General features: G+C 65.4%; 12 protein-coding genes. 1 reads left to right on the forward strand and 11 read right to left on the reverse strand.

Features of this window, described 5'->3' with window-relative positions; translation table 11 throughout:
• Window positions 1–11: 11 nt before the first annotated feature.
• Genes ADADO0_RS05860 through ADADO0_RS05870 form a run of 3 tightly spaced genes read right to left on the reverse strand, consistent with a single transcriptional unit; the run spans window position 12 to window position 3,412 of the window.
• A complete protein-coding gene (locus tag ADADO0_RS05860) occupies window positions 12–1,385 on the reverse strand; it encodes an NAD-dependent succinate-semialdehyde dehydrogenase (protein WP_511304171.1) in 1,374 nt (457 codons plus the stop codon).
• 10 nt (window positions 1,386–1,395) lie between these two features.
• On the reverse strand, window positions 1,396–2,478 hold the full coding sequence (locus ADADO0_RS05865) for an isocitrate/isopropylmalate dehydrogenase family protein (RefSeq protein ID WP_511304172.1): 1,083 nt from the start codon (window positions 2,476–2,478) through the stop codon (window positions 1,396–1,398).
• A 16-nt stretch (window positions 2,479–2,494) separates the two neighbouring features.
• Complete coding sequence (locus ADADO0_RS05870; protein ID WP_511304173.1) at window positions 2,495–3,412, reverse strand: amidohydrolase family protein; 918 nt, start codon at window positions 3,410–3,412, stop codon at window positions 2,495–2,497.
• Between the two features lie 164 nt (window positions 3,413–3,576).
• On the opposite strand from ADADO0_RS05870, the gene ADADO0_RS05875 reads away from it, so the two are divergent.
• On the forward strand, window positions 3,577–4,467 hold the full coding sequence (locus tag ADADO0_RS05875) for a GntR family transcriptional regulator (RefSeq protein WP_511304175.1): 891 nt from the start codon (window positions 3,577–3,579) through the stop codon (window positions 4,465–4,467).
• A 3-nt stretch (window positions 4,468–4,470) separates the two neighbouring features.
• Here ADADO0_RS05875 and ADADO0_RS05880 read toward each other — a convergent pair whose 3' ends face one another.
• The 8 genes from ADADO0_RS05880 to ADADO0_RS05915 all read right to left on the reverse strand — a co-directional run bounded on the left by ADADO0_RS05880 (window position 4,471) and on the right by ADADO0_RS05915 (window position 13,934).
• A complete protein-coding gene (locus tag ADADO0_RS05880) occupies window positions 4,471–5,757 on the reverse strand; it encodes an MFS transporter (RefSeq protein WP_511304176.1) in 1,287 nt (428 codons plus the stop codon).
• 112 nt (window positions 5,758–5,869) lie between these two features.
• Window positions 5,870–7,687 (reverse strand): monovalent cation:proton antiporter-2 (CPA2) family protein, encoded by a 1,818-nt coding sequence (locus ADADO0_RS05885; protein ID WP_511304177.1) that lies wholly within the window; start codon window positions 7,685–7,687, stop codon window positions 5,870–5,872.
• Between the two features lie 192 nt (window positions 7,688–7,879).
• The gene (locus tag ADADO0_RS05890) at window positions 7,880–9,130 is read right to left on the reverse strand and encodes a RidA family protein (RefSeq protein WP_511304178.1); all 1,251 of its coding nucleotides are present in this window, start codon (window positions 9,128–9,130) and stop codon (window positions 7,880–7,882) included.
• A gap of 65 nt (window positions 9,131–9,195) precedes the next feature.
• On the reverse strand, window positions 9,196–10,323 hold the full coding sequence (locus ADADO0_RS05895) for an ABC transporter substrate-binding protein (RefSeq protein WP_511304179.1): 1,128 nt from the start codon (window positions 10,321–10,323) through the stop codon (window positions 9,196–9,198).
• Window positions 10,324–10,401: 78 nt separating this feature from the next.
• A complete protein-coding gene (locus ADADO0_RS05900) occupies window positions 10,402–11,124 on the reverse strand; it encodes an ABC transporter ATP-binding protein (RefSeq protein WP_511304180.1) in 723 nt (240 codons plus the stop codon).
• The gene (locus tag ADADO0_RS05905; RefSeq protein ID WP_511304181.1) at window positions 11,111–11,926 is read right to left on the reverse strand and encodes an ABC transporter ATP-binding protein; all 816 of its coding nucleotides are present in this window, start codon (window positions 11,924–11,926) and stop codon (window positions 11,111–11,113) included. Before ADADO0_RS05905 ends, ADADO0_RS05900 begins: the two co-directional genes overlap by 14 nt.
• Window positions 11,926–12,906, reverse strand: coding sequence for a branched-chain amino acid ABC transporter permease (locus ADADO0_RS05910; RefSeq protein ID WP_511304182.1), 981 nt, complete (start codon window positions 12,904–12,906; stop codon window positions 11,926–11,928). Before ADADO0_RS05910 ends, ADADO0_RS05905 begins: the two co-directional genes overlap by 1 nt.
• Window positions 12,907–12,920: 14 nt before the next feature.
• Window positions 12,921–13,934, reverse strand: coding sequence for a branched-chain amino acid ABC transporter permease (locus ADADO0_RS05915; protein WP_511304183.1), 1,014 nt, complete (start codon window positions 13,932–13,934; stop codon window positions 12,921–12,923).
• Window positions 13,935–13,938: the final 4 nt, after the last annotated feature.

A 13,938-nucleotide genomic window follows, 5' to 3' on the forward strand; every position in this document is an offset into this window, starting at 1 on the left:
TCTCTGCTCCCTCAAGCCTTCGACTGGCCGACCCACAGGGTCTTGATGTTCACGAATTCCTTGATGCCGTAGACGCCGAGTTCCCGGCCGTAGCCGGACTTCTTGATGCCGCCGAACGGCAAGCGCGGGTCCGAGGCCGTCATGGCGTTGATGAAGACCGCGCCGGCTTCGATGCGGCGCGCCAGCGCCTTGCCCTGCGCGATGTCCGAGGTCCAGAGCGACGCCCCGAGGCCGAACTCGATCGCGTTGGCACGGGCGATGGCCGCTTCCGTGTCGGCCACACGGATCACCGCCGCGACCGGCCCGAAGGTTTCCTCGCAGGCCGCCGCCATGTCAGGCCCAACATTGTCGAGCACGGTTGCGGGATAGAAATAGCCGGGTCCGTCCACCGGCGCGCCGCCGGTGCGGAGCACCGCGCCCGCTGCCACCGAGCGTTCCACCTGACTGTGGAGCGTGTCGCGCAGATTGCCCCGCGCCATCGGGCCGATATTGGTATCGCGCTCCATCGGGTCGCCCATCTTCAGCTTGGCGACACCGGCGCAGAACGCCGCCACGAAGCGGTCGGCCACGGCTTCGACGACGATGAACCGCTTCGCGTTGATGCAGCTCTGGCCGACATTGATGAACCGGGCCTTCACTGCAGTGGCTGCCGCTGCTTCGATATCGGCATCGGCGAGCACGATGAAGGGATCGGAGCCGCCGAGTTCCAGCACCTGCTTCTTCAGCGCCTTGCCGGCCTGGGCGGCGACGATCATGCCCACTTCGGTCGAGCCGGTGAGGGTCACGGCGGCGATGCGGTCATCGGCGATCAGGCCTGCGACGGCGCTGCTGTCGACCAGAAGCGTGCGGAACAGCCCGTCCGGACACCCCGCCTCGCGCATCACCTCTTCCACGGCCAGCGCGCACTGGGGCACATTGTTGGCGTGCTTCAGGATTGCGCCGTTGCCGGCCGCGAAGCCAGGCGCGGCGAAGCGGAAGAACTGCCAGAATGGGTAGTTCCAGGGCATGATGGCCAGCACCACGCCGAGCGGATCGAACACCACCGCGCTCTCGGCGGCGCTGCTTTCGGTCACTTCATCCGCGAGAAAGATCGGTGCCTTCTCGGCATAGAAGTCGCAGTTCCAGGCGCACTTCTCCACTTCCGCCTCGGCCTCGGGCAGGGGCTTGCCCATTTCCAGGGTGATGAGCCGGCCGTAGCGTTCCTTGCCCGCGCGCAGCACTTTTGCCATGGCGCGCAGCAGTTCGACGCGCTGCTCGATCGGCGTGCGGGCCCACCCCTTCTGCGCGGCGGCGGCGGACGAGAGAGCCGCATCCACGGCGTCCGCGCTGTGCGGCTCGAACCTTGCGATCTCCGCGCCGGTGGCGGGATTGATGGAAAGGATCATTGTGTCCTCCTCAAGCGGCGCGAGAATGGGCGGCGGCGGCGATGCGGCCGCTGACCACCTTGGCGAAGGCTTCGGTTCCTGTGGTGCCGCCAAGATCGCGCGTGCGAGTCGCGGGGTCAGTGATCGTCGCCTCCACGGCCTCTTCGATCAGGGCGGCGGCGGCGATGAGGGCGTCGTTGCCGTCGCGCCGGCCACGCCAATCCAGCAGCATGGCGGCGGACAGGATCAGCGAGGTTGGGTTGGCGATATCGCGACCGGCGATGTCGGGCGCCGAGCCGTGCTGGGCCTGAGCGACGCAGATCTGATCGCCGGCATTGATCGACCCGCCGAGGCCGAGGCTGCCGCACAGTTCTGAGGCCTCGTCGGAGAGGATGTCGCCGAACATATTGGTGGTGACAATCACGTCGAACGTATCGGGGCGGCGGATGATGTGGGCGCTCGCCGCATCGACGATGAGGTCGTCCAGCTCGACATCCGGGAAGTCCTGCGCGACCCGGCGCACCTCCTGGAGGAACAGTCCGTCGGACAGGCGCAGCACATTGGCCTTGTGCACGGCGGTCAGCTTCTTGCGGCGACCACGGGCGATCTCGAAGGCGGCGCGCGCCACGCGGGCACTGCCCTTGGCGGTGATCTTGCGCACGGCGAGGGCGATGTCGGGCTCCGGCATGAATTCGCCGCCGCCGGCGAACATGTTGCGGTCGGCGTAGAAGCCCTCGGTGTTCTCGCGCACGATGATCATGTCCATCGGCTTGCGCAGGATCGTCAGGCCCTCGCGCGAGCGGCAGGGCCGCACGTTGGCGTAAAGCTCGAAGGTCACGCGCAGGGCGCCGGATGGGTTGATGCCGCCCTTTTCCCGGGTCGGATACTCATAATGGGAGACCGGGCCAAGGATGACGCCGTCCATCTCCGGCACCCGCGTCATCACCGGCGGGGGCAGGGTGGTGCCCTGCTCCTTGAGCGTCTTCAGGCCGATGTCCATCTGCTCGAAGGTGAGGCCGAGGCCGAGCTTTTCGTCGGTGGCCTTGAGCACGGCGAGGGTCGCCTCGGTGATTTCGGGGCCGATGCCATCACCGGGGAGCACGAGGATCTTCATCAGAAGCGTCCGTTCTTCAGGAGGGAAAGTCGAACAGCCGCGCCGCATTGTCGGCGAGGATGCGTTTGAAAATGTCGTCGTCGCCGCACCAGGATTTCAGGGTGCGCAGCGCGTCCGCGCTGTCGATCTCGCGGAAAGGTTCGACCGCCAGCGGCCCGCGCAAGGCGCGGTCCTTGCCACCGCCGGTGTGCGGCCAGTCGGAGGCCCACACCATGCGGTCCGGGCGCGCGTCGATCATGGCGCGGGCGATGGGCGCGAGGTCGGCGCGATCGGGCAGCGCCGAGGCGCGGTATTGGGCGGAGAGCTTCACCCATACCTTTCCGGTGGCGAGCAGGTCCAGGAGTTCGGCAAGGCCCGGCTGCTGCGGTCCGCGCTCGGCCCTGGCTCCGGCGAAATGATCGAGAATGACCGGCGCGGCGCTGGCCGCGATGGTCTCGGCGAGGCTGGGCAGCAAGCCCATGTCCGCGTAGATCTGCACCGCGAAGCCGTGGTCCGCGACCCGCGCTGTGGTGGCAGTGAAGGCATCCAGGGCGGCGGTCGCGCGGGTCTCGCCCTTGGATTCCAGATTGACGCGCACCCCGCGCACGCCGGCTGAATACAACGTGCGCAGTTCGGTGCCGGTCACGGTCTGGGGGTCGATCACCGCGACGGCGCGGGCCCGTCCCTCAAGCCGCGCGAGCGCATCCAGCAGGCACGAATTGTCGGCGCCGTAGACGCTCGCCTGCACCAGCACCAGCCGGTCGATGGCAAGGGCTTCGAGATGCGCCTCCAGCATGGCGACGCTGGCGAGGCCCGGCGTGTAGGAGCGGCCTTCGGCGAGCGGAAATCGCGCCGGCTCGAAGACATGGACATGACAATCGCAGGCACCGGCGGGAATCGGCAGGCCCAGGATGTCGCGATCCATCTCTGCCGTTTCCGGCTGCGCCTCGGCCATCGCCCGTTTCCGTCCCGTCTGCTTGTCTCGTTGCCAGAGTGGTAGCTCAGAGTTTGGTACTTTTCAATCATAAAATACCAAATAGAATGCAGTGACGCGGCGAGAGACCAACGGCTCTGTCTGCCGGCTTGCAGGACGCCGAGTGACGATGCACATGGACGAACATGGAAACGCCGCTCGTGACGCAGCTCGCCGCCCAGATCGCGGACCACATCAACGCCGAGAGGATCGAGCCCGGCACGCAGCTCGTTGAGCGCAAGCTTGCCGAGCAGTTCCGCGTCTCCCGCTCTCCGGTGCGACGCGCCCTGATGCTGCTGGAGCAGTCCGGTCATGTGGCGGCGAGCGCAAGCCGGGGCGGCTTTTCCGTCTGCGCCACGGCCGTCGCGGCGGCGGTTCCGCCGAAGCCGGTGGCGTGGGACGAGGATGAGACCGCCTATCTGAAAATCGCTGAGGACAATCTGGAGGGGCGGCTGCCGGACAAAGTGACCGACAGCAAGCTGGCGCGCGACTATGGCCTCTCCAGCGCCCAGCTTCGCCGGGTCCTGGCGCGCATCGCCAACGAGGGATGGATCGAGCGCCTGCCGGGCCACGGATGGGCGTTCCTGCCGATGCTGAAATCCATGCAGTCCTACAAGGACAGCTATCGTTTCCGGCTGGCCATCGAGCCGGCGGGGATTCTGGAGCCGGGCTTCGTGCTCAACCGCGATGCGCTGCTCGCCTGCCGGGTGCAGCAGCAGGATCTGGTGGACGGGCGCATCTGGGAGGTCTCGAACCCCACGTTGTTCGACCTCAACCGCAACGTCCACGAGGCCATCATCGCCTGCAGCCGCAACATCTTCTTCATCGACGGCCTGAAGCGGGTCGACCGGCTGCGGCGGCTGATCGAATACAAGCAGTCGCTGGATCGTCAGTATGCCGCCGTCCGGTGCCGCGAGCATGTGGAGCTGATCGATCTTCTTCTCGCCGAGCGCCGCGATGAGGCCGCCGCGTTCATGCGGCGCCACCTGACCTCGGTGAGCATCGAAAAGATGATCGAACGCTCCCCCCGCGCCTGACGTCTAGCCGCTGGTCTTCCAACTCACCGAAAGGCGGGAGTTCCGGCCGTAGAGCAGATAGGTGGCGATGAGACCGCACAAGCCGGCGAGGGTGAGCCACCAGCCGGGCGCCGCCTTGTCGCCAAGCGCCTCGATCAGCCAGGTGGAAATGGCCGGCGTAAAGCCGCCGAACAGGGCGGTCGCCAGGCTGTAGGCCAGCGAGAAGCCCGAGGTGCGCACGCTCACCGGCATCACCTCGGTGAGTGCCACCACCATGGCGCCATTGTAGCTGGCATAGAGGAAGGAGAGCCACAGCTCCACCAGCAGCATCTTGCCGAAGGTCGGTTCCTGAACCAGCCAAGCGAGGGCGGGATAGGAGGTCAGGAGGGTCAAAATGGTGAAGGTGACGAGGATGGGCCGTCGCCCGATGCGGTCTGACACCGCGCCCATGACGGGCAGCCAGAACAGGTTTGAGACGCCGACGCAGAAGGTGACGATGAGCGCATCGGAGGCCGACAGGTTCAGCACTGAGCGGCCGAAAGTCGGGGTGTAGACGGTGATCGTGTAGAACGACACGGTGGTCATCACCACCAGCATCATGCCCGCGCCCACCAGCTTCCAGTTGGCGGCCATGGAGCGCATGATCTCGCCGATCTCCGGGCGATGCGTCCGCGTCAGAAACTCTTCCGTTTCCTGGAGCGAGCGGCGGATGACGAACAGGAACGGCACGATCAGGCAGCCGATGAAGAACGGGATGCGCCACGCCCAGGAATCCACGGTGGCGGGCGCGAGATACCGGTTCAGCGCGAAGCCGAGTGCCGCCGCCACGATGATCGCCACCTGCTGGCTTCCCGACTGCCAACTCACATAGAAGCCCTTGTTGCCCGGCGTTGCGATCTCCGCGAGATAGACCGACACACCGCCCAATTCCACGCCGGCCGAGAAGCCCTGTAACAGCCGCCCGACGAGAACCAGAATGGGCGCGAGGAGGCCGATGGTCGCGTAGCCCGGCACGAAGGCCACCAGGATGGTGCCGAAAGACATGATGCCGAGGGTGAGGATGAGGCCCTTGCGACGGCCGATCCGGTCGATATAGGCGCCCAGGATGAGCGCACCCAGCGGACGCATCAGGAAGCCCGCGCCGAACGTACCGAAGGTCAGCATGAGCGCCGCGAACGGGCTCGCGACCGGGAAGAACGCCTGGGCGATGTTCGTCGCGTAGAAGCCGAACAGAAAGAAGTCGAACATTTCCAAGAAGTTGCCGCTGGTCACGCGGAAGATGGCGGCGACTTTGGATTGGGGCTGGGGCATCGACTAGATCCTGCGCGCGACGGCGCACGGCGGGACTATGGCCGAGACTAAGGGTCTTGCCTATGGCCGCCAGCGCGTTCCCCAGCGCAACCCGCGCGCGCCAGCGGCGCCGTCAGGCACCCGCTGTTCGCGCTACGGCGTCGGCTTCCGCATTGATCGGCTGGGGTGCCTTGCGGGGCTGTGTGAAAGGCTCGGGCTTGGGTCCGTTGGAATGGACGAGGTCCATGCCCGCATAGAGCCCGCTGGTTTGCTCGATGCACAGGCGCTCAAGATCGCGCTTGCGGATATCGTCGATGGTTTCCTCCGCCTCGGCGGGCGATAGGCCCAGGAACACCAGCGCGTTGTGGCCAAACACGAAGGCCGATTCCAGCGTCTCGCGCATCTGGAAGTCCACCTTCTGGTTCACCAGTTCCAGCGCGTGGCCCCGGTCGAAGGCACGCACCAGGAGGCCGGCATTGGGGAAGGCTTCCTTGGCCAGGGCAACGATCTTGTTGGCGGCCTCGCGCTTGTCGATGCAGATCGCGATGGCGCGTGCCTTGCCGGCGCCGGAGGCGTGCAGCACGTCGAGATTGGTGCCGTCGCCGTAATAGATCTTGAAGCCGAACTTGGCGGCGTTGCGGATCATTTCGGGGTCGGTATCGATGATCGTGACATCGAGCCCGCGCGCCAGGAACGCCTGGCTGACCATCTGACCGAAGCGGCCGAAGCCCACCAGCAGCAGCGAGCCGCTCAAGCCGTCCGGCGTCTCGACGCCATCGAGGTCGGGCGTTTCCGCTGGCAGCAGCTTGCGCGCGGCCATGACCGTGAGCGGCGTCAGCACCATGGAGAGGATGACGGTGGACGACATGACGGCATTGGTCAGCGGATCGAAGATGCCGACCGCCGCCGCCGCCGCGTACAGCACGAAGGCGAACTCGCCGCCTTGGGCGAACAGCGCGGCGCGGTAGATCGCCTCGCGCCGGTCCGCCCTGAAGATCAGCGCCACCACGAAGATACCGAGGCCCTTGACGGCCATATAGCCGACCACCGCAAGCGCCACGATCTGCCATTGGGCGATCACGACGGCGAGGTTCAGCGACATGCCCACCGCCATGAAGAACAGCCCGAGCAGCAGGCCACGGAACGGTTCGATATCGGCTTCGAGCTGATGGCGGAAGGTGGAGCTGGACAGCAGCACGCCTGCCAGGAAGGCGCCCATAGCCATCGAGAGGCCGGAGACCTGCATGAGCAGGGCGGTGCCCAGCACCACGGTGAGGGCGGCGGCCGTCATGATCTCCCGCGCCCGCGCCGCCGAGAGAAGCGCGAACAGCGGGTTGAGCAGCCAGCGCCCGGCCCCCACCACCACGGCGACCGCGCCGACGGCTATGGCCGCGCTGGTCCAGTCGGCGCGAAGGTTTTCTCCCGTCGCCGGTGCCAGCACCGCCACCAGCGCCAGCAAGGGCACGATGGCGAGGTCTTCGAGCAGAAGAATGGAGACCGCCCTTTGGCCCGCAGGTGTCGCGGTCTCGCCCGCTTCATCCAGGATCTGGATGATCGCGGCGGTCGAGGAGAGCACGAAGCCCATGGCGGCGATGAAGGCCACCGCCGGGTTCAGCCCGGCCGCTATTCCAAGCCCCGTCAGCAGCGCGCCGCAGACGCCGACCTGTGCCGCCCCGAGCCCGAAGATCTCCTTCCGCAGGCTCCACAGACGCGCGGGCCGCATTTCCAGCCCGATGACGAACAAGAACATGACGACGCCGAGTTCGGCGAAATGGAGCACCGCCTCGGGCGCAGCGATGACCCTGAGGCCGAACGGGCCTATGGCGAGGCCGGCGGCGAGATATCCCAGTACCGAGCCGAAGCCGGCGCGCTTGAAAAGCGGGGCGGCAACCACCCCGGCGCCGAGAACCGCAACGATCTGAACCAGTTCAAAGTTTGTAGGCTCGGCCACGCGTCCCTCTTTCTGCACCGGGTCGGCCGTGGGGAAACGGCAGTTGCCATGACCTAACGTTATTCGTCCTGCCGGATCGAGCCCTATTTTCGCAAGGCTACGTGAATTTCCCGCCGAGTTTGGTGGACCCAAATGGAAAAAGGCCCACCAGAAGCGGGCCTTCGTTTCGTGCAGGGTGGCTTCTCGGCGGTGTCAGCGCACGGCGATGAGGTCGATCTCGATCAGCGTGTCCTTGATGAGGAGGCCGGATGTGCCGATCGTGGTGCGGGGCGGGGGGACGTCGAAATATTCCCGCCACACCTCGTCGAAGCCGGCGAAATCGTTGAGGTCGGTGAGAAACACCTGGGCCTTCACCACCTGGTCCAGGGAGGAACCCGCCGCCGCGAAGGTGCGCTTCAGGTTTTCCATGATGAAGCGGGTCTGAAGCTTGATGTCGGATCCGTAATAGGGAAACGCGGGGTGCTTGCGCGCCTCGGCGGGAACGCCGGTCTTGAAATCCGAGGCGAGCTGGCCGGCGGCGAAGATGAAGGGGCCGACAGCCGTTGCCTCCGAATAGTTGGCGATGGGCTTGGCATTGCCCGAGGTGATGACCTCATGCGCCAGCCCGTCCTTCGGGACATAGGCGATAATGTCGATCTCGATCAGCGTGTCCTTGATGAGCAGGCCCGAAGTGCCCACCGTGGTGCGCGGTGGCGGCACCTGGAAATATTCCTTCCACACCTCGTCATATCCGGCGAAGTCGTCGAGATCGGTGAGGAAGACTTGCGCTTTTACCACCTGATCGAGGGATGAACCCGCAGCCGCCAGAGAGCGCTTCAGGTTTTCCATGATGAAGCGGGTCTGAAGCTTGATGTCGGAACCGTAGAACGGGAACGCCGGGTCGCGGCGTGCTTCAGGTGCCACGCCGGTCTTGAAATCGCTGGCAAGCTGGCCGGCGAGAAACAGCAGCCCGCCCACTTCGATCGCCTCGGAATAATTGGCGAGCGGCTTTGGGTTTTCCGAGGTGACGACCGTGTGGGTGCCGAGTTCAGGCGTGTAGCCGATGAGGTCGATCTCGATCAGCGTGTCCTTGATGAGCAGGCCCGTGGTGCCCACCGTGGTGCGCGGCGGCGGGACGTCAAAATACTCGCGCCACACCTCGTCGAAGCCGGCGAAATCATTGAGATCGGTGAGGAAGACCTGGGCCTTCACCACATTATTAAGCGACGAGCCGCCCGCCTCGAAGGTGCGCTTCAGGTTTTCCATGATGAAGCGGGTCTGGAGCTTGATGTCGGACCCGTAATAGGGAAACGAGGGGTGCTTGCGCGCTTCCGCGGGAACGCCGGTCTTGAAATCCGAGGCGAGCTGGCCGGCGGCGAACAGGACGCCGCCCGCTAGGGTCGCCTCGGAATAATTGGCCAGCGGCTTCGGATTGCTGGAGGTGACGCGGCTGATCTCGATCACGGCAAGATCCTCTCAATATTCCCAAGGAGAAGACCCCGGCCGAGGCGGCCGGGGTCGGATGCGTTTCAGTTCTGCACGGGGATGTTGCGGGCGTTGGTTTCCTTGCCCGCGTCGATCTTCACCACATGGGTCACGAGCAGCGGGTCGCCCTTTTCGTCGAACTTGAAGGCGCCGCGCGTGGAGTTGAATTCCACCTTGGCAAGGGCATCGCGTACCGCCGCGCGGTCCGCCTTGCCGGCCTTCTCGATGGCGATAAGGGCCAGGGAGATGGCGTCGTAAGCCTCCGCCGCATAGGCGTCGGGGGTGCGCCCGTAGGCGGCCTTATACTTGTCGATGAAGGTCTTGGCGGCGGGAATATCAGCGACCGTGGCCGGGCTGAAGTGGGTGGTGAACATCACGCCGTCCACGGCGCTGCCGCCGAGTTCGATGAACTTGGGGGTCGCCACGCCATCCGAGGCAAAACGCGGCAGGGTGAGGCCGATCTGGGCGAACTGCTTCGCCACCAACGCGCCCTCGGTGTAGCGGGACCATTCGATCATGGCATCTGCGCCGCTCGCCTTGACGCGGTTGAGCTGGGCGGTGAAATCAAGGTCGCCGCGCGTGTAACGCTCGTCCGCAACGATCTCGTAGCCGTATTTCTCGCCTGCCTTCTTGAAGGCGTCGAAGCCGCCACGGCCGAAGTCGTCGTTCACGTAGAGAAAGGCGAACTTCTTATACTTCGGGAATTTGTCATGGATGAAGTCGACGAGATCCGCCACAAGCTTGGTGTCCGGGACCGGCGAGCGGAATACCCATTTGTTGCCGGCGGTGGTGATCTTCTGGGCGGTGCCCGCGACCACGATCTGCGGCACTTCCATCTGCCGCGCCACCTGCGAGGCGGCAAGGCTGGCGGGGCTGGAGATGGAGCCGATCATCATCAGCACCTCATCCTTGGAGATGAGACGCTTGGCCGAGTTCACGGCTTCTTCCGGCTTGCCGGCATCGTCCGCGTAGACCACCTCGATCTGCTTGCCGAGAAGGCCGCCTGCGGCGTTCTTCTCCTTGACGGCGAGATCCACGGATTCCTTTTCGCTCTGCCCCATGGCGGCGGCATCGCCGGTCATCGGGCCGAACACGCCGATCTTGACGGTATCCGCCAAGGCCGCGTGGGCGGCGCCGGAGGCGAGAACCCCGGCGAGGAAAAGGGAACGCAACGTTTTATTCAAATGGGCCATTTTGTTACTCCGGAAAGGTTAGATTGTTGAAGAGCCGCATTGGCGGGTTTTCTTTTCTTACGTTTCCTCAAGCTCTTTTTCGCCGAGATAGCTCGCCCAGACTTTGGGGTGCGTAATCAGCACGTCGCTCTGGTCCGTGAGAACCACCTGTCCGGTCTCGAGGACGTAGCCGCGCTTGGAGAGGGTCAGGGCCAGTTCGGCATTCTGCTCCACCAGCAGGATGGTCACGCCCTCGGCGCGGAAATGGCCGATGGCCCGGATCACCTCTTCGACGATGATGGGGGCAAGGCCGAGCGAGGGTTCATCCAGCAGAAGGAGCGTCGGCTGCGCCATCATCGCCCGGCCGAAGGCCAGCATCTGCTGCTCGCCGCCGGAGAGGGAGCCGCCCATCTGCCGCCGCCGCTCATGAAGGCGCGGAAACAGGGCGAAGACCTCGTCCCGGATCAGGCGTTGGCGGGTGGCGGCGCGGGGGGAATAGGCGCCCACATCCAGGTTCTGCTCGACGCTGAGGCGCGGGAAGATGCGTCGGCCTTCCGGCACATGGACGATGCCCCGGTCGACGATGGCCTCCGGCCGTAGGCCGTTGATGACCTCGCCGAGAAACTCGATGGTGCCGCCTGCCGGCTGTACCAGGCCTGAGATAGCCTTCAGCGTGGTGGATTTCCCGGCGCCGTTCGACCCGACCAGAGCGATGGTCTCTCCGGCCTCGACGGTGACGTCGATGCCCCGCAGCGCCGCCACCGGGCCGTAGCTGACGGAGAGGTTGCTAATGCGCAGCATGAGCCGCCTCCGCTTTCCGTACCGCCGCCGCCGCCGCCACCGCGCCCTTGCCGAGATAGGCGCCGATGACAGCGCTGTCGGAGCGGATTTCCGCCGGCGTGCCGCGTGCCAGCAGCTTGCCGTAATTGAGCACGGTGATGCGGTCGCAGGTGGGCATCACCACGTCCATGTGGTGCTCGATGAGGATGATGGTGGTTCCCGCCGCGCGGATGCGCAGGATGAAGTCCACCAGATGCTTGCTCTCGCTGCCGTTCAACCCGGCGGCCGGCTCGTCCAGCAGCATCAGGCGCGGCCGGGCGACGAAGGCCCGCGCAATCTCCAGCAGGCGCTGATGACCGTAGGGCAGGCTTCCGGCGGGCTGGTCCGCGAGATGGGTGAGACCGACGAACGCGAGAGCGTCGCGGGCCTTCTGCGTGATCTCCGCTTCTTCCCGCTTCTGGAACGGCGTGCGCAGCAAGGCGTGGAGAATCTCCGCGCGGGTCGAGGCGTGGAGCCCCACCTTCACGTTTTCCAGCGCCGTCATCTCACGGAACAGTTTCAGATTCTGAAAGGTGCGGCGAATGCCGGTGGAGGCGCGGCGCTCGGAGGGCAGGCGGGTGATGTCCGCGCCATCGAACAGGATCCGCCCGGCGCTCACCGGCAGATGCCCGGAGAGCAGGTTCAGCATGGTGGTCTTGCCGGCACCATTGGGGCCGATGAGCCCGTGGACCTCGCCTTCCACCACCTCCATGTCCACCGCATCCACGGCCAGGAGGCCGCCGAACCGCCGGCTCACGCCATGGGTTTCGAGAAGGGCGCCCATCAGTTCGCCTCCCTCGGCTTGGCGGCGCGGCGCGCGCGGAGGGACGTGAACAGCCCACCCACCTTCGATGCGCCGAGCGTGACCAGCCCGACGATGCCGAGATTGCCCGCCGCCATGAGAAGAATGACGGCGAGGCCGAACAGGATCATGCGCAGTTCGCCGGACGAGCGCAGCACCTCCGGCATCAGCACCACCACGAATGCGCCGACCACCGCGCCGGACAGACTTCCCAGCCCGCCGATCACCGCCATGATCATGATTTCGATAGATTCGTTGAAGGTGAAGTCGCTGGGGCTGAGATAGCGCGAGTGATAGGCGAACAGGCCGCCCGCGACGCCGGCCGTGAAGGCCGCCACCAGGAAGCATTTGCTTTTCGCCCAGGCGAGGCGGATGCCGCTAGCGCGGGCCGCCTCTTCGTCCTGCGCCAGGGCCGACAGTGCCCGGCCGAAACGGGATTTGCGGATGCGGTCCATGGCGATGAACACCAGGGTCAGGATGGCAAGGCAGATCCAATAGAACGTGTTGTCGCCCGCCAGCGAGAGGCCGAAGACCGTGGGGTTGGGAATGTCCATGAGTCCCATGCTCCCCCCCGTCAGCCATTCCTCGTTCAGGATGACGAGATGGACGATGATGCTGAAGCCGAGCGTCGCGACGGCAAGGCTCGTGCCCTTCAGCCGGACCAGGGGGATGAGCAGGAGGCTCGCCGCTGCGGCGGCGAGGCCGCCCGCCAGCAGGGTGAGGAAGAACGGCACCCCATAGTTTGCCGCAAGTCCGCCCGCCACATAGGCGCCGATGCCGTAGAAGGCGCCCTGGCCGAGGGAGAGAAGCCCCGCCATGCCCAGCAGAAGCTGCATGCCGAGGGCCAGAATGGCCGCGATCAGCGCCAGGCTGAAGACGTGCAGCCAGTAAGCGTTGTGCTGTACCAGCGGCACGGCCGCGAGGATGAGAAGGGCGATGATGCGGGGCAAGGCCGCGGACATTTTGAGGGTCATCCCTAGACCTGCCTGCCGGCGCGGCTGAACAGGCCCATGGGCGCCACCAGGAGAATGAGGATGAGCACGACCATGCCCACCGCGTCCTTGTAGGATGTGGAAATAAACATGGCGGAGAAGGTCTCGATGACGCCGAACAGCAAGCCGCCGACCATGGCGCCGGGCACGCTGCCAAGGCCCCCCAGCACCGCCGCGACGAACGCTTTGATGCCGGTGGTGAAGCCCATGTTGAAGGAGGTGAAGAACAGAGAGCCGAGCAGCACGCCGGCGGCGCCGGCCATCATGCCGGAGACCGCGAAGGTGTTCACCGTCGCGCGCTCCACGCTGATGCCCATGAGCCGCGCCGCATCAGCGTCCTGCGCCGCCGCCTGCATGGCGATGCCCGCCCGGCTGTAGCGAAAGAAAGCGGCGAGCGCGGCCATGATGAAAATGCTCAGCACCACGATGCTGGCAAGCTGCGGAGAGACGGTGAAGCCGGCGATGGAGATGCCGCGCGTGTGAAAGAGCGTGGGATAGGCCAGAGGTTCGGAGCCCCAGACGAGGCGGGCCACGTTTTGAAGGACGATGGAAACGCCGATGGTGGCGATGACCACATTGATCAGCGGGACGCGGCGGGCGCGCAGCGGGCGATAGACCCCAAGCTCCACGGCAACCGCCATGGCGCCGCCGCCCAGCGTTCCCCCGACCAAGGCGAGCACGGGCGCATCGGTCGCCCAAACACCCACGGAGAAGCCGGCCATCGCGCCGACCATCATCACTTCGCCCTGGGCGAAGTGAAGGATATCGGTCGCCCGTACAATCATCGAAATACCAAGTGCAATAAGGCTATAGATGCAACCTATTGCCAGGCCGCCGAGTAGAGTCTGGAGGAATTGATCATAAATCATCCGGACTTGGATCTTCCGTATCGAAAGTGGCGCAGTTGATAACGGTATCTGGCTTTTCATGATGGGCAAGATCAAATTGCATGCGCATGCAATCCAAAAAATGGGCAGATAACGGAGTGGTTTGGGCATGCCG

Origin of the sequence: Aquabacter sp., assembly GCF_965279295.1 — a bacterium.
Classification (GTDB): domain Bacteria; phylum Pseudomonadota; class Alphaproteobacteria; order Rhizobiales; family Xanthobacteraceae; genus Aquabacter.

Excerpts from the sequence above, each read along its gene's own strand:
- ADADO0_RS05905 (WP_511304181.1), bottom strand. The coding sequence starts at position 11,926 with ATGGGCGCCCTTCTCGAAACCCATGGCGTGAGCCGGCGGTTCGGCGGC.
- ADADO0_RS05870 (WP_511304173.1), bottom strand. The coding sequence starts at position 3,412 with ATGGCCGAGGCGCAGCCGGAAACGGCAGAGATGGATCGCGACATCCTG.
- ADADO0_RS05900 (WP_511304180.1), bottom strand. The coding sequence starts at position 11,124 with ATGCTGCGCATTAGCAACCTCTCCGTCAGCTACGGCCCGGTGGCGGCG.
- ADADO0_RS05910 (WP_511304182.1), bottom strand. The coding sequence starts at position 12,906 with ATGTCCGCGGCCTTGCCCCGCATCATCGCCCTTCTCATCCTCGCGGCC.
- ADADO0_RS05860 (WP_511304171.1), bottom strand. The coding sequence starts at position 1,385 with ATGATCCTTTCCATCAATCCCGCCACCGGCGCGGAGATCGCAAGGTTC.
- ADADO0_RS05865 (WP_511304172.1), bottom strand. The coding sequence starts at position 2,478 with ATGAAGATCCTCGTGCTCCCCGGTGATGGCATCGGCCCCGAAATCACC.
- ADADO0_RS05915 (WP_511304183.1), bottom strand. The coding sequence starts at position 13,934 with ATGCCCAAACCACTCCGTTATCTGCCCATTTTTTGGATTGCATGCGCA.
- ADADO0_RS05880 (WP_511304176.1), bottom strand. The coding sequence starts at position 5,757 with ATGCCCCAGCCCCAATCCAAAGTCGCCGCCATCTTCCGCGTGACCAGC.
- ADADO0_RS05875 (WP_511304175.1), top strand. The coding sequence starts at position 3,577 with ATGGAAACGCCGCTCGTGACGCAGCTCGCCGCCCAGATCGCGGACCAC.